This window comes from Kribbella sp. NBC_00889 (genome assembly GCF_045207705.1).
Classification (GTDB): domain Bacteria; phylum Actinomycetota; class Actinomycetes; order Propionibacteriales; family Kribbellaceae; genus Kribbella.
Genome location: NZ_CP108783.1, coordinates 8,237,575 through 8,254,568 on the forward strand (window position 1 = coordinate 8,237,575; position 16,994 = coordinate 8,254,568).

At 65.2% G+C, this 16,994-nt stretch carries 22 protein-coding genes and 2 pseudogenes; 14 read left to right on the forward strand and 10 right to left on the reverse strand.

Annotation, left to right across the window (positions count from 1 at the left end; all coding sequences use genetic code 11):
- Window positions 1-126: 126 nt before the first annotated feature.
- A complete protein-coding gene (locus OG817_RS40560) occupies window positions 127-579 on the forward strand; it encodes a potassium channel family protein (RefSeq protein WP_406050274.1) in 453 nt (150 codons plus the stop codon).
- A gap of 31 nt (window positions 580-610) precedes the next feature.
- Here OG817_RS40560 and OG817_RS40565 read toward each other — a convergent pair whose 3' ends face one another.
- Window positions 611-859, reverse strand: a complete 249-nt coding sequence (locus OG817_RS40565; protein ID WP_406050275.1) for a hypothetical protein — start codon at window positions 857-859, stop codon at window positions 611-613.
- Between the two features lie 231 nt (window positions 860-1,090).
- Here OG817_RS40565 and OG817_RS40570 point away from each other — a divergent pair, with 231 nt between their 5' ends.
- Window positions 1,091-1,417, forward strand: a complete 327-nt coding sequence (locus OG817_RS40570; RefSeq protein ID WP_406050276.1) for an ArsR/SmtB family transcription factor — start codon at window positions 1,091-1,093, stop codon at window positions 1,415-1,417.
- Complete coding sequence (locus OG817_RS40575; RefSeq protein WP_396392765.1) at window positions 1,414-1,962, forward strand: SRPBCC domain-containing protein; 549 nt, start codon at window positions 1,414-1,416, stop codon at window positions 1,960-1,962. Before OG817_RS40570 ends, OG817_RS40575 begins: the two co-directional genes overlap by 4 nt.
- 147 nt (window positions 1,963-2,109) lie before the next feature.
- Here OG817_RS40575 and OG817_RS40580 read toward each other — a convergent pair whose 3' ends face one another.
- A complete protein-coding gene (locus OG817_RS40580; RefSeq protein ID WP_406050278.1) occupies window positions 2,110-2,436 on the reverse strand; it encodes a hypothetical protein in 327 nt (108 codons plus the stop codon).
- Between the two features lie 108 nt (window positions 2,437-2,544).
- Here OG817_RS40580 and OG817_RS40585 point away from each other — a divergent pair, with 108 nt between their 5' ends.
- Window positions 2,545-2,841, forward strand: coding sequence for a hypothetical protein (locus tag OG817_RS40585; protein WP_406050280.1), 297 nt, complete (start codon window positions 2,545-2,547; stop codon window positions 2,839-2,841).
- A 567-nt stretch (window positions 2,842-3,408) separates the two neighbouring features.
- Here the strand turns inward: OG817_RS40585 and OG817_RS40590 are convergent.
- Both OG817_RS40590 and OG817_RS40595 read right to left on the reverse strand, forming a co-directional pair.
- Complete coding sequence (locus tag OG817_RS40590) at window positions 3,409-4,044, reverse strand: SRPBCC domain-containing protein (RefSeq protein WP_406050282.1); 636 nt, start codon at window positions 4,042-4,044, stop codon at window positions 3,409-3,411.
- Between the two features lie 10 nt (window positions 4,045-4,054).
- A pseudogene (locus OG817_RS40595) lies at window positions 4,055-4,237 on the reverse strand (ArsR/SmtB family transcription factor); the annotation flags it as partial.
- 123 nt (window positions 4,238-4,360) lie between these two features.
- On the opposite strand from OG817_RS40595, the gene OG817_RS40600 reads away from it, so the two are divergent.
- From OG817_RS40600 to OG817_RS40610, 3 genes are all read left to right on the forward strand, one after another.
- The gene (locus OG817_RS40600) at window positions 4,361-4,948 is read left to right on the forward strand and encodes a hypothetical protein (RefSeq protein WP_406050284.1); all 588 of its coding nucleotides are present in this window, start codon (window positions 4,361-4,363) and stop codon (window positions 4,946-4,948) included.
- Between the two features lie 372 nt (window positions 4,949-5,320).
- Window positions 5,321-6,058, forward strand: a complete 738-nt coding sequence (locus tag OG817_RS40605; protein WP_406050285.1) for a VOC family protein — start codon at window positions 5,321-5,323, stop codon at window positions 6,056-6,058.
- Window positions 6,059-6,207: 149 nt separating this feature from the next.
- On the forward strand, window positions 6,208-7,650 hold the full coding sequence (locus OG817_RS40610; RefSeq protein WP_406050286.1) for an IS1380 family transposase: 1,443 nt from the start codon (window positions 6,208-6,210) through the stop codon (window positions 7,648-7,650).
- A 165-nt stretch (window positions 7,651-7,815) separates the two neighbouring features.
- Here OG817_RS40610 and OG817_RS40615 read toward each other — a convergent pair whose 3' ends face one another.
- Complete coding sequence (locus OG817_RS40615) at window positions 7,816-8,481, reverse strand: Type 1 glutamine amidotransferase-like domain-containing protein (protein WP_406050287.1); 666 nt, start codon at window positions 8,479-8,481, stop codon at window positions 7,816-7,818.
- A gap of 449 nt (window positions 8,482-8,930) precedes the next feature.
- On the opposite strand from OG817_RS40615, the gene OG817_RS40620 reads away from it, so the two are divergent.
- The 4 genes from OG817_RS40620 to OG817_RS40635 all read left to right on the forward strand — a co-directional run bounded on the left by OG817_RS40620 (window position 8,931) and on the right by OG817_RS40635 (window position 11,438).
- The gene (locus OG817_RS40620) at window positions 8,931-9,353 is read left to right on the forward strand and encodes a hypothetical protein (RefSeq protein ID WP_406050288.1); all 423 of its coding nucleotides are present in this window, start codon (window positions 8,931-8,933) and stop codon (window positions 9,351-9,353) included.
- Between the two features lie 207 nt (window positions 9,354-9,560).
- Complete coding sequence (locus OG817_RS40625) at window positions 9,561-10,349, forward strand: class I SAM-dependent methyltransferase (RefSeq protein ID WP_406050289.1); 789 nt, start codon at window positions 9,561-9,563, stop codon at window positions 10,347-10,349.
- Window positions 10,346-10,954: a dihydrofolate reductase family protein gene (locus OG817_RS40630; RefSeq protein ID WP_406050290.1), complete on the forward strand. Its 609-nt coding sequence runs from the start codon at window positions 10,346-10,348 to the stop codon at window positions 10,952-10,954. Before OG817_RS40625 ends, OG817_RS40630 begins: the two co-directional genes overlap by 4 nt.
- Before the next feature lie 10 nt (window positions 10,955-10,964).
- Window positions 10,965-11,438, forward strand: a complete 474-nt coding sequence (locus tag OG817_RS40635; protein WP_406050291.1) for a hypothetical protein — start codon at window positions 10,965-10,967, stop codon at window positions 11,436-11,438.
- Between the two features lie 9 nt (window positions 11,439-11,447).
- Here OG817_RS40635 and OG817_RS40640 read toward each other — a convergent pair whose 3' ends face one another.
- On the reverse strand, window positions 11,448-12,104 hold the full coding sequence (locus OG817_RS40640) for a histidine phosphatase family protein (protein ID WP_406050292.1): 657 nt from the start codon (window positions 12,102-12,104) through the stop codon (window positions 11,448-11,450).
- Between the two features lie 162 nt (window positions 12,105-12,266).
- Here OG817_RS40640 and OG817_RS40645 point away from each other — a divergent pair, with 162 nt between their 5' ends.
- Complete coding sequence (locus OG817_RS40645; RefSeq protein ID WP_406050294.1) at window positions 12,267-12,470, forward strand: hypothetical protein; 204 nt, start codon at window positions 12,267-12,269, stop codon at window positions 12,468-12,470.
- Between the two features lie 170 nt (window positions 12,471-12,640).
- On the opposite strand, the gene OG817_RS40650 is transcribed toward OG817_RS40645, so the two are convergent.
- Window positions 12,641-13,030, reverse strand: a complete 390-nt coding sequence (locus OG817_RS40650) for a hypothetical protein (RefSeq protein ID WP_406050295.1) — start codon at window positions 13,028-13,030, stop codon at window positions 12,641-12,643.
- A complete protein-coding gene (locus OG817_RS40655) occupies window positions 13,027-14,229 on the reverse strand; it encodes a hypothetical protein (protein WP_406050296.1) in 1,203 nt (400 codons plus the stop codon). The genes OG817_RS40650 and OG817_RS40655 overlap by 4 nt, the downstream gene beginning before the upstream one ends.
- Window positions 14,230-14,287: 58 nt before the next feature.
- On the opposite strand from OG817_RS40655, the gene OG817_RS40660 reads away from it, so the two are divergent.
- Window positions 14,288-15,010: a class I SAM-dependent methyltransferase gene (locus OG817_RS40660; protein WP_406050297.1), complete on the forward strand. Its 723-nt coding sequence runs from the start codon at window positions 14,288-14,290 to the stop codon at window positions 15,008-15,010.
- A 79-nt stretch (window positions 15,011-15,089) separates the two neighbouring features.
- Entirely contained in the window at window positions 15,090-15,758 is a 669-nt protein-coding gene (locus OG817_RS40665; protein ID WP_406050299.1) for an NAD(P)-dependent oxidoreductase, read from the forward strand.
- Here the strand turns inward: OG817_RS40665 and OG817_RS40670 are convergent.
- A complete protein-coding gene (locus OG817_RS40670) occupies window positions 15,755-16,237 on the reverse strand; it encodes a hypothetical protein (RefSeq protein WP_406050300.1) in 483 nt (160 codons plus the stop codon). The genes OG817_RS40665 and OG817_RS40670 overlap by 4 nt on opposite strands.
- A gap of 4 nt (window positions 16,238-16,241) precedes the next feature.
- Window positions 16,242-16,989 (reverse strand): annotated as a pseudogene (locus tag OG817_RS40675) (ABC transporter ATP-binding protein).
- Window positions 16,990-16,994 lie beyond the last annotated feature (5 nt).

The window sequence follows — 16,994 nt, forward strand, 5'->3', positions numbered from 1 at the left end:
AGCAGCAGCGTGCCCCGACCCGTGTCGCCGAGTACCACATCGAACGTGATCGGTTTCCCGCCGATGCCATCGACTGTTGCCGGTGGGACGATCGTGGTTATTGCGCTCCAGGAGGGATCGGACGTCATGGTTCGTTTGTTGGTGATGCGCCGGTTCGAGGCGTTCCGGCACAACCCGCTGTCTGTGCGCAAGGCGATGGCGGTGATCGTCGCCGCAACGCTCGTGAGTGTGCTGGTCGGCGGTGTGCTGATCACCGTGGTGGATCCGGAGGAGTTCCCGAACCTGGGCACGGGGCTGTGGTGGGCGTTGCAGACGGTGACCACGGTCGGGTACGGCGACGTGACCCCCGAGAAGGCCGCTGGGCGGTTCGTGGGGGCGCTGTTCCTGCTGGAGGCGATCGCGTTCGTGACGATCGTGACCGCGGTGATCACCTCCAGCTTCGTGGAGCGGGCGCGCCAGGAGCGGATCGCCGACTCCGAAACCGCGGAGGCGGCGGGAATCGAGCAGCTGACTGCCCAACTCGCGGAGATCACCTCGAGGCTGGACCGGATCCAGCAGACCCTCGAGTCCGGGAGATAACCGCACCGCGCTCAGCTCAACGTTCGCGCCTTCAGTGACCGGCCAGCAGGTTCTTCAGGGCGGCAATGATGACCGCGCCCACAAGCACGAAGAGCGAGTAGACCACGGCCCGGGACAGCGACGCGCCGGCGTTCCGAGCCACGGCGAACCCGATCAGGGAAATCAAGGCTGCAAGGAGGAACTCGGCGCCCTCGAGTTCTGAGGGGTCGGGCAGTAGGAGCACACCAGCGGAGACGATCAATGCGACGGCGGCCGCGCCGGCCAGCTGGGCTCCAGCCAATTCGACATCGGAAGAGCGGACCGTGCCGGCGCCACCATTCGTGCCGAGACACGGAAGGCCAACCAGTGCGTGAGCGCGAGGCCGAGCGTATCCCCCAGATCAGTCCCCACACCCTGGTGTCCTCGGCGACGCTCCCTTCCACCAGGTCTTGACGTGCGGTGACCTGTCGTCCTCGCGAACCCGCGCTTATGTACCTTGACGGTTACGTAACCACTTCGGTACATTGACCGGGTGGAAGCAGTATTGCGGGCACTGGCGGACGAGAGCCGGCGCAAGGTGCTGGAGGCGCTGGCCAACGGGGAAAAGACCGCGGGTGAGCTGGGGGAAATGCTGCCGATTGCCCGCCCGGGCGTGTCCCGGCACCTGCGGGTGCTGCGTGACGCGGGTCTGGTCGAAGTCCGCCAGCAGGCACAGCGGCGCATCTACAGCCTCCGCCCGCAGGCTCTCGCCGAGGTCGATGAATGGCTGGGTCGGTACCGGGCCTTGTGGGAGCAACGGCTGGACGCCCTGCACACCGAGATCGCCCGAGGAAAGCACGAACAAAGGAGCACCAGATGACCGACAACGCAGGTCGCCGTACGCGCGTCCTGGGCAGACTACGATCAGCCGGTGGTACGGGCGTCGTACGCATCGAGGACCGCTACGACACCGATATCGACGATCTGTGGTCCGCCCTCACCGATCCACGCCGTCTAGCCCGCTGGTACGGCGACGTCGAGGGTGACCTCCGCCGTGGCGGGCAGTTCACCCTGTACCTCGAAGCCGCTGGCCTGTACGCGGTCGGGCAGGTGGCAGTGTGCGAACCCCCGCAGCGGCTGCAGGTGGTGACCAGGGAAACCGACGAGTCCTGGCAGCAAGGTGATGGCGTGCCACCCTTCGACCAGACGGTCGAGGCGACGCTGACCGCCGACGGAGGCCAGACCATCCTGGTCATCGAGACCGACGGCATGCCCCTGGACAAGATTGCCTTCTACGGCGCGGGGTGGCAGATCCACGCCGAAAATCTGGCCGCCTATCTCGCCGGGCGCGAGCGCGGCGACACCGGGGCGCGGTGGGACGAGCTCGTCCCTCCCTATCAGGAGCTGGCAACAACCATCGGCTAGCACCCCCGCAGCGTCCAAGACCGACGCAAGTGCCGTTCTGCATCTCTGCGGGCGATGTGACGCATCCAGCCGTTGTCGATCGTCCGGTTCTCGACCGGCGTCCGGTGCGCACGGACATCGGCACGAGCGCGCGGCTGAGGCGTAGGTTTATCTGCTCATGGCTGTCGCAAGCAGTGGCCCTGCGTGCTCCTCAACGAGTGGCACCCACTCCGGCCAGTCCAACGTCCGACCAAGGAGGCGTACTGCAGTCCAGTACTCGATCATGGTGTCAGTGGACTGCAGCAACCGCTCAATCCATGCGAAGACATCGCGCAGGGCAGCCGGGTCGCCAATGGCGTGGGGCATCACATCATGGCGGAACACCCAGTCGACGCGCCCCGCGGGATCTGCGCCGGCGTCGGCCTCAAGAGCGGCGGTTGCCTGCGGAAAGGTCCTGAGGAATTCCTCTCCGATGTTGTCGCTTGTGAGGAGCACGCCGACACGCTAGCTCAGGTCGGAGTCGACTCATCGCGAGTGCACCGGACAGCGGCAGATGAGTGCGATTGAGGGGACGGCCGACGGCTCCTGGTGGACCATTGGTCCGTGGACCGACTCGTAGACCAGTGGCCGAAGTTGTCCAGCGAGTTGCGTGACGCACTGATCGCCGAGGACGAGGTCGGCCTCGCGAATTCCGTCGACTCTCTTGAGGTTGTGCAAGCGTGTGGATGTGGCGATGACTTCTGCCAAAGCTTCTACACAGCCGATCCACCCGACGGCGCTTACGGCCCTGGCCACCGCGACGTCCTTCTCGGCCCGCCTTGGACCGGCATGCTGATCCTCGACGTCGTCGGCGATGAGATCGTCTACGTGGAAGTCCTCGACAGGCCACCACTTGACTGACGGGTAAGCACCAACCGCGGCACGTGCGTGCTCTCCCGGCCCCCAATCGGCATGCTGTCCAGGTGACCAACTGCGACCATGAGACTGCGCAGCCGCATGTGGGTGCTTGATCCGGCGAACAGCCGAGATTTGCTGGACCGACTTCGGCCTCACTCCCTGAGCCCAGACTTCGAGGTCGTCTGGTGCGGTGAGGGTTGGAAGCCACTGGTCAGTGACTGCCACGACGAACTCGCCGCTGCCTTCCCCAACTACCGGTTCTACGCAATCAAGCAGAAGTGGGGCGTGCTCACGTTCCAGGCACGACCGAGGGCCGGGGAAGTGACGTCCGAGGAACTGGCCCTGGTGGACGAGATCACGGACGGTTTCCGCTGCGCGTCTGAGGCCGTATGCGAGTGGTGCGGAAGACCTGGCTCACTCCGATCAGACGGACCCGAATGGCTGACGCTGTGCGACCCCTGCGCCCGAGACATGGAGACCACCTATTACCCCAGCTCAACCCCCATTGTGTGAACGCTCATCGGCAGATCCCTGTTTCACCCGCAGCGGCATGAGAGTGCGTTTCCCTTGTTAGGCGCGGCTGGGGTTGAGAAGTGACCTGAGGACGTTTTCCATCTCGTCGAGGCTGTCTTGCTGGCCGTCGAAACTGGTCATGTGGTCGCGTCCGGCCTTGTCGCGGAACGCGAGTCTCCAGGTGAACGTCGTTACTCCGTCACGTTCCTGCAGCTCCATCGTTTCGACTGCCTCAACATCTGGCCAACAGTTGAAGTGCCACGTCTGCACGGTTCGGGCCGGCGGCTCGACCTCCAGGTATGTCCCGCTGAACGAGAACACGGTGCCGTCTCCGGTCACGAAGGAGGAGTGGTAGTTGCCCCCGACCCGCAAGTCGATCGAGCACTCCGTCATTCGGTCCGGGGGTGTCGCACCCCACTTGCTCACGTGCTCAGGCTTCGTCAACACGTCGAAGACGAGAGCGATCGGAGCGTCGAACTCTCGGGTGATGACAACCTCGAGCTCGTTTGGGAACGTGATGACTGCAGAGCCGTGCCGATCAGGTGCCACTGTCGTCTCCTTGTCGTTGCAACTCTTCGAGATAGTCCTCGATCCGATCCAGTCGGTCGTTGATCGCCCGCTCGTACTTGGCCACCCAGTCGTGCAAGGGTTGAAGGTGCTCTGGAGCCAGGCGGTAGAGCCGGCGGCGGCCATCGGCCCGGCACCTAACAAGTCCCACCTCACCGAGCACCCGTAGGTGCCTGGAGACCTGGGGCTGAGACATCGAGACGTCGCGGACTATCGCCCCAACCGCCTTCTCGCCTGTGAGCAGCACATCGAGGATCGCGCGGCGGTGGACGTCACCGACTGCGTTGAAGACATCCGACGTTGTCGAGGCGCGGGCCACCGTTCGAACATATCTCCATATGGATATATGTCAACCCTTCGGACGCCGAAGCGCTCCTCGGTGGGCAACCGCTCATCGGCAGAACCGAGCGATGCGGATCGGGCGTCTCCCTATAGTGGAGGGGTGGATCGTCTTGCCAGCAGCGGTGCCCCCGCCGCTTTGCGACTGTGGGACGACTTCCCCGTGGATGCCGAACCCCGGCCCATCGTTCTAACAGCTCCGCCCATTACCGGCCCGGACGAGTTCGCCTCGGACGAGGCCAAGATGGCGTTCGAGGACGGCGCGATTGCGCCAGGCAGTGGCATCACAGGCGAGGTATTGAAGGCGCTTGGCGCGAGGGACCTCGGCGACTACCGCGGCCACACCCTGCAGGTGCTCGCAGTCTCGCGCGTCACCGCCGCGTTCCACACCGACCGCGGCCTGCGAAATCTGCCCGCCTGGGAGGTTCGCCTCAGCGAGACCCGTGGTGCGCTCGCCGTACTTGATCCGCAGGTGCAGGCGACGGCATGGGTTCCGGTCGGCGCGAACCTAGACCCAACGGCCGGCATCGGACAGTGGGGCCAACGCGTCCTTGCGTTTGAGGTCCAGCCAAACCCGGCCCGGCTCGAGACGACGGCCGATCCCTCACCTTCACGTTCATCGGATCCCCCCGCGAGTACACCGACTACCCGCGAGCCGATGTGTTGGAGTCCCATGCTGCGGTGGTCGTGAGCCCCGTCGCGGTCGAGCGGCCTGGCACGACAGCCCGGAGAGCCTACGCCCAGGCCCGCGCGGTCTCGGTAATCTTGCACGAGCCACTCGGCGCACGCGTGCTCGTCTCCCCGGCGGGTGCACCATTAACGGTCGACGTGCGCAGGACGGCCTGACAACCCAACGCGCCGCTGGTACTTCGCCGTGTATCCGGGCTCGCGCGATCCTGATAACCGGATCTCGGCAGATTCGTGCGTTGCTTCGTCAGGTGGACAGCGGGCTCCGCGACAGGCTAGAAGCCTGGCGAGATCGTGGGACGCCGGCCTACGCGCGCAGATGCCGAGATCAGTACGGCTGATCTTGATGTGCCAGGCTGCCGCTAGCATCGTCGGCATGGCAACGCGGCTTGTTCAAATCAACATGAAGGCTCGGGACGACTCCGCGCTGGGCAGTTTCTGGGCGGAGGCGCTCGGCTGGGGAATCTCCAGCGAGGGACCCGGCGTGACCAACCTCGAACCCGAGGGCTTCGTCTATCCCGACCCCGTCGCCGTCTGCCTCGACCTCATCGCCTCCCCGGAACCCAAGACGGTGAAGAACCGCGTGCACGTCGACCTCGCCACCACCTCGGCGGACCATCAGGCGGAGGTGGTCACGCGCCTGAAGGATCTCGGCGCAACACCCGCCGACGTGGGCCAGGGCGACGTCCCATGGACGGTCATGGCCGACCCGGAGGGCAACGAGTTCTGCGTGCTGGACCCCCGACCGCTCTACCGAGACACCGGACCGATCGCCACGGTGGTGGTCGACTGCGCGGATCCGCGCGCCATGGCCCGCTTCTGGGGCGAGGCCATGGACTGGACCCTGCACGAGGTGACCGACAACAACGCGGTACTGCGTTCCGCCAAGGGCGTCGGCCCATATCTGCAGTTCCGCCGTACACCCGACGTGAAGACCGTGTGGAACCGAGTCCATCTCGACCTCCGCCCATACCCAGGTGACGACCCAGAGGCCGAGGCGGCCAGACTGCGGACTCTCGGAGCCACCGCCATCGACCTAGGCCCGAGCGAAGTCACGTGGACGGTTCTGGCCGACCCGGAAGGCAACGAGTTCTGCCTCCTCGCCCCAGGCTGACCGGCAGATGGGAAGGCGCGGAGCTTGGGTGCGGAGATGCGCTGCGACATCGGCCGTTAGCCCGGAGCTTTCATGCCGGTCGGCTGTGAGGATGTGTCGTTGAACTGAAAGGTGCTCCTGACCAGCGACGATGTGGTTTGTCTAGGACCATGTCGTGCGGATCGAGGAGCACCTTCGAGGTGAAGACTACCGGGTTCTATCCCTGTGTTCGGGTTGATGCGGCGGGATCGGGGGTGGTGTCGCGGGCCGGTGGTCTGCTGCTCGCCGACGCGGTCGGGGTGAGTGGGCTGGGCGTGGAGTTATCGCGGGCGTTGGCGCCGTGGCGCAAACCGTTGGTCCGGCACGACCCGGCCAAGGTGGTGTGCGATCTGGCGGTCGCTCTCGCGTTGGGCGGGGACTGCCTGGCCGACGTCGCGGTGCTGCGTGGCGAGCCGGCGGTGTTCGGCCTGGTGGCCTCCGATCCGACGGTGTCGCGCACGATCGACGCGTTGGCCGGAGATGCTGAGCGGGTGTTGAAGGCGATCGGCACCGCTCGCGCCGCGGCGCGAGCGAGGGTGTGGGCGCTGGCCGGCCAGCATGCCCCGGACGCCGGGATCGACGCAGACAGCCCGATCGTGATCGACACCGACGCGACGTTGCTGACTGCCCACTCCGACAAGCAAGGTGCTGCGCCAACATTCAAGCGGGGCTACGGTTTCCACCCGTTGTGGGCGTTCGTCGACCACGGCGCCGACGGGACCGGTGAGCCGCTCGCGGTGATGCTGCGGCCTGGAAACGCGGGCTCGAATACTGCCGCCGACCACATCGCCGTGGTCCGTGACGCACTCAAACAGTTGCCGTCGCACCGGCCAGGGACACGGCCCGGGCGCAAGGTGCTGATCCGCGCCGACTCGGCCGGCTGCACCCACGACTTCCTCGACTGGGTGGCGGTGTCGCAGCGCATGTCGTACTCGGTCGGGTTCACATTGCCCGACGACTTCGCCGACAAGCTCGCGCTGATCCCCAACCACGTGTGGGCACCTGCCTACGACGCCGACGGCAAGGTACGTGACGGCGCCTGGGTCGCCGAGGTCACCGGGCTGGTCAACCTGTCCACCTGGCCGAAGGGGATGCGGGTGATCGCGCGCAAGGAACGCCCGCACCCCGGCGCCCAACTGCGGATCACCGACATCGACGGACACCGAGTCACCGCGTTCGCCACCAACACCGCCCGCGGGCAACTGGCAGACCTCGAGCTACGGCACCGTCGCCGCGCCCGCGCCGAAGACCGGATCCGAGTGGCCAAGGACACCGGACTGACCAACCTGCCGTTGCACGAGTTCACCCAGAACCAGATCTGGTGCGCCATCGTCGCGCTGGCCTGCGAGCTGACCGCTTGGATGCAGATGCTCGCCTTCACCAGCGACGAACACACCGGCCACGAGGCCCGCCGCTGGGAACCCAAACGCCTACGCCTGCGGCTGTTCTCGACCGCCGCGAGGATCGCCCACACCGGCCGCCGCATCATCGTTCACCTCGCCCGCGACGGCGCCTGGACCGACCTCCTGCTGACCGCGATCACCCGCCTACGCCAACTCGCCGTCCCCGGCTGAGCACCACCACACCCTGCCCCAACGACCCCAGGACCCACCCGGCCGGAACCGGCGTCCACCGAGACGACACTCGGCAAACGGTCACACCCAACTGCAAGAATCACACCTGCTGCGCGTCACCAACGCGCACCAAGCCGACCGTGCCAGCCCGATGAAAGATCCGGGTTAGTGGGTAAACAGTTTCCAGTGCCCCTCGGAGACGACTTCGACGTTTCCATCGGTCACTTTCAGGGCGGTCTGATCGTCTGTCGCGTACGCCCGTACCGGCATGGTGGCGGCCCACTTCTCGGCGCTGGCCATGGTGTTGTTCAGGAACCCCGGGTAGTCCAGGTGCGGAAACATCGAGAAATCAACTATGCCCAGCGTTTTGTCGCCACCACCGGGCGGGCTCCAGCGAACGAACCTCTCCCCGATGCTGGGGGTCATCACCATGCTCCCGGCGCTCAATCCCACGTAGACCGCGCGCAGCGACGGCAAGAGGTCTGCCAGTCCGGATTGCTGCATCCAGTAGCACAGATACATGGGATCGCCGCCTCCCACCAGCAGGGCGTCAGCCTCCTGAACCAGGGGAACCCAAACCTCTTCATCGATGCTGGGCAGCGCGGTGAGCTCCAGCACTCCCAGGGACTTCCAACCCAGTTCGGTCATGGGGCAGAGGGGTTGTTGTCCGCTGATCAGCTTCCATGCCTGGCCGGCGCCGCCGGGCTGGGCGTGCAACGCGGTGGGAATGCAGAGAGCGTTGCACTCGGCAATCGGTTTGCCCAGCAGGTCGACCAACGCGTCGTGGATGCTCGGGTTCTTGATGCCTGAGTCCGTGAGGAGAAGCTTCATAATGCCTTTCCCTGGCTAAATCGTCGACCGCTCGATGAGACTGATATTTCACCTGAAACTGACCCACGACCGTTGTGACGGCGTCCTTCGCGACGAGTGTGGTCGAAGGATCGTACAACTGGCGGCGCAGGTCCTGTAAGCACCGATTGCGCACGACGGGTCCACTCAGGACACCGACCGGGCAACCTCACTTAACTTCGATGAGCCGGTAAATCGGGGTGAACAGGGCAGCGGCACCTTCGAATCTCGCGGACAGCGAGGCCCCCGAGAGGCCGCCGGCCGGTCACCGCCCGCGCTCGCTCTCGGTGTCTTTCAGCAGAGCCAAGAGCATTGCCTCCGGCGGGGCCTCACGACTCCGGGATGACGGCCCGATTTTGGCTGGCTGTTCTGGGTTGGGACTGGGGCAGAGGTGCTAGCCATGTGCGGGCGAGGAGGCCCAACGCGGTCCGGTGAGTGATGATGAACAGATGGGACGCCAGCGGAAGCCCGACCACCACGAGACCTTCGCTGCCGTGGTCGACGAGGTAGTCACTGCGAACCCGGAGCCAGCAGGTCAGCCAGTCGAGTGGTACCAACCGGTGCGCTCCGGCCAATACACGGACGAGTCTGGCGTTCGCTGGCAGATGCGAGGCGGAGAGCTGCCCTGGAAACGCATCGAACGCCTGATCCACGACCCACTGGTTCGGGTTCTGCACGCATATCAGAACGAGATCCGCGACGTGACCCCGGAACACCGGGAGGACTTCATGGCGATGATCCGTCCCTACCTGGATGGCAAGAGCGTCATTGCAAACGACTACACCGACTTTCGCGCTGGTGAGTTCAAAGACGACAAGCGCAGGTCGCTGCTCGTGGTTGAGGAGACGTGCTAGAAGGTCGTGCCCCGAGATGCCCCGGGCCCTGAACAGCTGTCAACGAACCGTGGCCACTGAGCACAATCACTGCTCAAGGTCGGGGGTCGTGGCGTGGTTGGGGCTCAGGGCAACGGACTCGTCGTGAGACGGTCCTCGGTTCGATTCCGACAGCGGAGCGGTGGAATCGCGGTGCGCCGGCGGAGGGTTGGTCGTATCGTCTCGGCCATGTCGGAGGAAACCGCGTCGAGTGTCGTCCTTGATAACCGCAGGTACTGGGAGGCATTGGCGCCGTACCGCAAGGGGGAGACGGTCGAGTCCTTGCTGTCCGGTACGAGCGTGCTCAACGATCACGAGCGGGCTGCGGTGGGCGATGTTCGAGGGCGCCGGGTCCTGCAGTTGGCTTGCTCGGTGGGCGACGAGGCGCTGGCGTTCGCTCAGCTGGGTGCACAGGTCACCGGTGTCGACCTTGCGCCGAGCCATCTGGCCACGGGAAGGGCGAAGGCCGAAGCCTTGGGCTTGATCGTGGACTTTCAAGAGCAGGACATGATGAACCTGGACCAGGACGTCACTGGGTTCGACCTGGTCTTCATCTCCTGGGGCGGCTTGTGCTGGGCACCCGACATCGACGCTTGGGCTCGGCTGGTCGCTCAACGGCTCAATCCCGGCGGGTCGCTGGTCGTCAGTGAGCATCATCCGTTGTGGGAGGTGCTGACAGTCGCGGATCAGGGTCAGCTGAGCGTCAGCGGCGATTACTTCAACTCGGGTCGCGACGGGTACGTCGACCCACTCAAGGCACCGGAGATCACCAGGACGTTGGGAGTTCCGGATCTTCCACACAGGAGCTTCGTCTGGAGCATCGGTAGCGTCGTCAGCGCGGTACTGGCGGCAGGCTTGACGGTTCGATCGCTGCAGGAGTTCGCCGAACCGGACATGTATCCCGGTCTCGGCGACGGCGCTGGTTCTCTTCCGGCGACCTACCTCCTGACCGCCACCAACGGAAGAACTCAGCCGTGAGCCGCATCGTCGTGATCAACTTCATCTCCTTGGATGGGATCATCCAGGCGCCGCTGAGGGCGGACGAGGATGCCGACGGCGGCTTTGCTCACGGTGGTTGGGTCGAGCCGTTCATGGACAAGACCGTAGCCACGTTCATGGGAAGCGCGACCAGCCAGGCGGCCGGCCTGCTGCTCGGCCGGCGCACGTACCAGAACTTCGTCGTCGACTGGGAACAGACCGACGCGACCGACCCGGTGATCGCCGCGATGAACCGGATCCCCAAGTATCTGGTTTCGCGGACACTCACCGATCCGTCCTGGAACAACACGATACGGCTCGGTCCGGACCTGCAGGCCGAGGTGGAACGGCTTCGGGGCGGTGGAGACGGAGAGATCGTGGTGTTCGGCAGCGGGCAGCTGGTGCGGTTCCTGCACCAGCGTGATCTTGTTGACGAGTACCGGCTGTTGATTTTCCCGATCCTGCTCGGTGGCGGGAAACGGATGTTCGCCGACACGGCTGGGCTGACCACCTTCCAACTCACCAACAGTCAGGTCAGCGACTCGGGCGTGACGGTCAACTCCTACCAGCGCGCCATTCCGACTGATCCAGCATCCGAGCGGTAGGGAGCAGAACGTGTCCGACAACGAGCCCGCGGTCTCGGTGCAGGCCCCGCAGCCACACCCAAAGCTCACCGAGTTGACCGAGCGCTTCAGCGGAAGGTGGCGGGTCAAAGGACGCGGCATCGACGGCAAGGCCGAATACAAGTCTGCGCGGGAAGGCCTTCTTCTGGTCGTGAGCGTCGATTTTGTTGTCAACGGCACCCAAATGAAGGTCATCCAGCACATCACCTACGATCCAGATGCCGACATGCTGCGGGCTCACTACATGGACACGATGGGCGATGAATCCACCTGCGAATGGGTGCTGGACGGCCAGAATCTCCGCGTCAGCCTGAGTGACGAAACGTCGGACACCTACTTTGAGGCTCGCTTCAATGACCACAACTCCGAGTACGTCGGCACGTGGCACTACCCGGACGACGCCGACACCGACGCACCCGAAGAGCGGATTGTCTACAGCCGAATTGAGAGGTCAAGCGCAGACTGAGGTGAGTCATCAGGTCGCGCCCGGCCGCGGCTCTCCGAGGTCGTGTAGATGCTGGGTTTCGTTCAGGGTGATGACCTGGTGGCTGAAGTGGGTGTCGTTGCGGAGGAGGGTGGTGATGCTGCCTGACGTCAGAGGAAAGAAGGCCCGGTCTGTCGACGTCATGGGCGGCATGCCGATCCAGGCTGCAATCAGATAGCTCGATGCGGACCCGTGAGACACCACGATCTGGTTCGCGACGGGTCGACGGACGATGTCATCGAGGGCCGGGTACAGGCGTTCGACCAACGCCATTCGTGTCTCCGCACCAGCCGGTCCGTCGTGGTGGCCGAGTCGATCGCCGTACTCCGGAAGTGGGATGCGGCGCTCGTTGAGCCACGCCTGGGGACGCCCGTCAGCCTCACCGTTGGACCTCTCGCGAAGCCGAGCATCAGTCTGAACCTCGACGGAGAGCCTCCGGGCAATTCGCTCCGCCGCCTTGCTGGCTCGACGCAGATCAGAGGAGTAGACCTCGACCGGCTGGAGTCCGATTCTGCTCGCCAGGACCTCGGCGATGCGTTCGGCCTGCAGGTGCCCACGGGCGGTCAGCTCTGAGTCGTGCCAGCCGCCAACGATGCCGTCAACGTGGTGCTGCGCCTCGGGATGCGTGACCAGGTAGATGTGTCTCATCACCCTCCTCGACCCAGGTTTTGCAGGCTCAGAGCCTCTCACGAGTCAGCACGGCCAAGGCCAACTAGGGCCGACGTACGACTTCGGGCTGATGTGGGTTCAGGGGGTGTCTGGGCTGAAACCCTGATGTGGTGGTTGTCCGAGCGGGGATAGCTTGCCGGGGTGGAGGCGTTCGAGGTGAGAATCGCGGGGTTCGCCGGCGTGGACGATGCGCTGGCGATGCAGGAGACGGTCGCGCGCGTACTGTGCCCGGTGCCGGAACACAACGGGCCCTGTGAGCCGCGAGAGGTCACGCTGATGGACGGTACGCCGGGCCGCTTCGACGAACTGGCCGACCAGTACCGCATCGAGCACAACGCCCGATAGCCGACCGGCTGGACCGAACGCGTCGACGACTGGGAGGGCTGTGTGAGGTACTACGACGGCGAGCGTCTTTTGTGGCCCTCCGCCCACGACCCACGATGGTCCCTGATTGAGCAGTCGTCCTGCTAGGACGGGCGGCCCGCCCATCGCCGTCAGCACACGGGCATCGAGGGCTAACTGTCTTGGGTGGTGAAGCCGAGGTCTGCAACCGAAGGTGGACCTTCGGCATCCCAGACCCTGGCATAGGCCCCTGCAACGACCGGCCAGATCTGTTGCAGGCCGTCTTCGACCGACTCGATCTCATCGGCCAGGTCTCCTGACACGACGAACTCGTGGGGGATGACGCGACCGGCTGCATCTTTCCGGCCCAACGGATCGGGAAAGCGCAGCGCGACCTTCCCGGCGGTACGGCGCCACGTCGTCGGCTCGTCCTCGAGATGCGCGAAGCTGCGTTCATAATCCAGAAGTGGGTCGGACTGCCCTCCGTCGAGGAGGAACCGGAACCCCCAGGAACGCCCTCGAGTGGCCCAGATGAGGCTCTTGGGTAGGTCCTGGGCGGTCACTTGAGGCTCCTGATGAGCAGCTTGTCCTTGACGCCTTGGTCCAGGTTCAACTTGAACTGCGTGAGCGTCGCGGTCAGGAAGTCGTGGTGCTCGCGGGCCTGGGCATTGATCTCCCTGAGTTTCGGCCCAGCCATCTTGGCGGCCGCAGCCAGGGCAGGGAGCCCGGCCATGCTCGCGAGGGGGCCGAACTTCGGCAGCTTCGCCACCAGTTTGTTGATATCAAGGAACGTCTCGCCCGTCAGGACCTCAGCCAGGGTCTCGGCGCCGTCCGCCAGGGTGTCCAGCACCTTCCTCGGGATCTCCATCCGCTCGTTCCACTGAACTCGGCGCTCCAGGGGAAGCATTGAGGCCACCGGCAGGATGAGGTCGAGCCCGACCCGCTGGGTCACATCAATCTCCGGGCCGGCCGCGGAGAGCTCGAACTTCGCCGAGGAGAGCAGCATGAAGTCCTCGCCCACCGAGAGCGCGTCGGGCGTGTCCACGAAGTCCTTGAGCGTCGAGCGCAGGTCGTCGAGACTACTGGTGGCCTTCTCGATCACGAGGTCGCGGAAGGAGTAGACGTCCCAGTCCGGGAAGAGATCCGCCTTCGAGAGTGCCACGATCCAGATGCGCGGGAACTCGACCAGGCGGTCCTCGTCGCCCAGCAAGTCGTCCTTGAGTCGCAGCACACCTTGGCGGAAGTTCGTCAGGAGCGACTTGAGGTACCGCTCCTCCTCACCCGCGTAGTCCAGCAATTTCTGGCCATCCACCAGCAAGAGCGCGACATCGGAACGCAGCAGTGACCGGAACGTGTCGACGCGGCGATTGGCCTCCTCCTCGCTGCTCGGCGACTCCTCGAACCATTCCCCCGGGTAGTCGTGCCATGCGAGTCGCAGGGTGTCGAAAGGCCGCTTCTTCGCTGCGGCGTTGTCTCCGCCCTTGAGCTTCACCGAGAAGTAGTAGGTCGTGCCCGCGAATCGGGTAGGCAGTGGCGTCCTCGCGCGGTCTCTCATGCCGAGGTAGTTCTGGTAGAGGCGGTTGCCCTGGCCGGTGTCGTCTGCGACGAGATCCCAGAGGTCGTTCGAATATGAGCCCTCCTGCGTCGGGCCGAAGAACGAGGAAACAAGTACGGTCTTCCCGGAGCCGCTCTCTCCGAAAACGGCGATGTGCTGCTCGCGCACCCTGGGGTATTTAGCCATGGCGCGAACGTACCAGCGCAACCAGGACCCAGTGGCCGACACACTAAACCGGCACGACTAGGACGACTGGGAGGGCTGTGTGAGGTACTACTACGGCGAGCATGAGGCGGCTTATCGGCGGCTCCGTGAGAACGGGATGAGCCAATGGAGTGATCTGTTTGGGGAGACGGAGACGTTCGACGGGTTTCCGAATCGGGGGTTTCTCGAAGATGTGCTCGCTCGGCTTGAGTTGCCCTCGGGGCGTGAGGTTGAGGCGTTGGAGTATGGCTGTGGGACTGGGCCGGCGGCCTGCTTTCTGGCGGCGCGGGGCTTTCGAGTGGACGCGGTTGATCTGATTCCCGAGGCTATTGCGCTGGCTCGGCGGTTTGCGCAGGAGCGGGGCGTGGAGATCGCCTTTGGTGTGCAGGACATCTGTGCTTTGGCAGATGAGCCGGTCAGCAAGCGGTACGACCTCATCGTTGACAGCTACTGTCTTCAGTCGATCGTTACTGATGCTGACAGGGCTCGTGTCTTCGCCGCCGTGCGCGCCCGGCTGAAGGACAAGGGCTACTACCTCGTTTCGACAGCCATGTATGAGCCGGAGCGCAGTTACGAAGGCGGCTTCCGGTACGACGAGGTCACTGGCATCTGTTACCAGGCGTCCAGCGAAGCGGCACAAGATGCGGTCGAGATCGACGGAGTTTGGTACGTCCCGCACCGGCGCCACCTGTCAGCCACAGCACTGCGAGACGAACTCGAGCGTGCAGGGCTTCACGTCGTATCGCAGGAAGAGGGGGACGTCGTCTGCACCCGGAACAGTTGACGGGGGTGGGTCGGGGCCTCAGGCTCAAGGCGGGGGACGTTGTCGCCAGGGGGAGGGGCACGGGATGAAGGTCTGCATCGTGGGGGCTTCGGGGAAGCTCGGGCGGTACATGGTTCAGCATGCGCTGGATCGTGGTCATGAGGTGGTCGGTGTCTGCCGGCCGGAGAGTGTGGAGAAGCTCGCGGCGTTCAGCGGGCGGATGACCGTCTTTCCGGGGCGGACGGACGACGCCGCGGTCATCGAGCAGGCGGTCGCCGGCTGCGACGGGGTCCTTGTTGTGCTGGTCCCGCGAGGCGTCCACGGGTACGCCGCCGGAACGGTCCAGGCAGTGCTCGATCACGCGCAACCGGGCGCCCGCCTCGTGTTCTCCTGCGGATGGCACATCACGCTCGACGGCCAGGACAAGTACCCGCTGAAGCTCAAGGTGCTTGTGAACGTGTTCGGTCCGGTCGCGCGCCTGTTCCGGTTCGCTGACCTCGACGATCAGGTCGAGGCATGCCGGCGAGTGTTCGCCAGCGACACGCGATGGACTGTTGTCCGCGGCAGCGACCTCGAGGAGGGCGACAGCCAGGGCCTGCCAGTCTGGAGCCGGCACGTCGGCGACCCTGTGCTGGAGAGCAACCTGACGCGCCGCGTGGACTTCGCTCTGTTCATGGTCGATGCGCTCGAGCGAGACGAACTCATCCACGAGGCCCCGGCCATCGTCGGCCAGCAAAGCCCTTCGGCCCTCGCCCACGCGGCCGCCTAGGTCAGTCGGCAACCACCGCCTGGAGTACGTCGACCTTGGCTGCGGAGTGGGCCGGTCCCAGAGCGGCGAGTACGCCGGCTGCTTACGACCAGCGTCAGGCCGATCATCAGTGCGGCCGCCGTCGAGGCGGTACGACGCGGGTTGCGCATCGCGTTCTGCCTGGCCAGTTCGCCGGACAGTCCGCGAAGTCGCAGCGGTATGCCGATCGGCGAGGCAAGCGGCCGGGCAGCGACCGGCAACAGCGTGATGATGCCGACGAGGATCGCCAGCAGACTCGGGCCGAACGCCTTCATCGTCAGGCCGCCGTACAGGGACGTGAACAGCCCAGCCTTGCCGAACAACTGGTCGAACGCCAGGCGCATGGTGTCGGTCAGGACCAGCGTGCCGGCCAGGAACGAGACACCGAGCGCGATCGATGCCACGGTCAGCACCAGGCGCAGTTTGTGCGCGAGCATGCCGCGCAGGGTCGCGGTGAACATGGCGTCAACCGCCCAGATGCTTCATGAAATCGAGTACGGCGTCCGCGGTCGGCTCCTCCATCTCGTCGACAACGTGGCCGTCGGCAAGGGAAGAGCACCCGATCGGCATAGCTCGCGGCGGTCGGGTCGTGGGTCACCATCACGACGGTCTGGCCGAGTTCCTTGACCGCCGTCCGCAGGAAGCTGAGCAATTCGGTGCCCGAGGTGGAGTCGAGGGCGCCGGTCGGCTCGTCGGCGAAGATGATCTGCGGCCGGGACGCCAAGGCGCGGGCCGCGGCCACTCGTTGCTGCTGGCCCCCGGACAGCTCGGTGGGACGGTGGTCGAGCCGATCGGCGAGCCCGAGCTTGTCGACAATCGACTGTACCCAGGCCGTGTCGGGTTTGCGGCCGGCGATCCGGATCGGGAGCACGATGTTCTCGGCCGCGGTCATCGTCGGCAGCAGGTTGAACGACTGGAAGACGAAGCCGATCTGGTCCCGCCGCAGCAGCGTGAGCGCCTTGTCGTTGAGGGCGGTGATCAGTGTGTCGCCGACGTACACCTCGCCCGTCGACGGCCGGTCGAGGCCGGCGAGCATGTGCAGCAGGGTCGACTTGCCGGAGCCCGACGGCCCCATGATGGCGGTGAATCTGCCGGCTTCGAGATCGACGGTGACATCCTTGAGCGCGGCGACGGCTGCGTCGCCGGTGCCGTAGAACTTGCTGATGCCTTCGGCCCGAGCGGCCGTCGCCCGAACGGTAGTGCTGGTCGTGATGGCCG

What these genes read in the sequence shown, in the direction of transcription:
- OG817_RS40560 (WP_406050274.1), top strand. Translation starts at nt 127, where the DNA reads ATGGTTCGTTTGTTGGTGATGCGCCGGTTCGAGGCGTTCCGGCACAAC.
- OG817_RS40575 (WP_396392765.1), top strand. Translation starts at nt 1,414, where the DNA reads ATGACCGACAACGCAGGTCGCCGTACGCGCGTCCTGGGCAGACTACGA.
- OG817_RS40590 (WP_406050282.1), bottom strand. Translation starts at nt 4,044, where the DNA reads ATGGCCGCCGCCGGCTCTACCGCCTGGCTCCAGAGCACCTTCAACCCT.
- OG817_RS40605 (WP_406050285.1), top strand. Translation starts at nt 5,321, where the DNA reads ATGGCAACGCGGCTTGTTCAAATCAACATGAAGGCTCGGGACGACTCC.
- OG817_RS40610 (WP_406050286.1), top strand. Translation starts at nt 6,208, where the DNA reads ATGTCGTGCGGATCGAGGAGCACCTTCGAGGTGAAGACTACCGGGTTC.
- OG817_RS40615 (WP_406050287.1), bottom strand. Translation starts at nt 8,481, where the DNA reads ATGAAGCTTCTCCTCACGGACTCAGGCATCAAGAACCCGAGCATCCAC.
- OG817_RS40625 (WP_406050289.1), top strand. Translation starts at nt 9,561, where the DNA reads ATGTCGGAGGAAACCGCGTCGAGTGTCGTCCTTGATAACCGCAGGTAC.
- OG817_RS40640 (WP_406050292.1), bottom strand. Translation starts at nt 12,104, where the DNA reads ATGAGACACATCTACCTGGTCACGCATCCCGAGGCGCAGCACCACGTT.
- OG817_RS40670 (WP_406050300.1), bottom strand. Translation starts at nt 16,237, where the DNA reads ATGTTCACCGCGACCCTGCGCGGCATGCTCGCGCACAAACTGCGCCTG.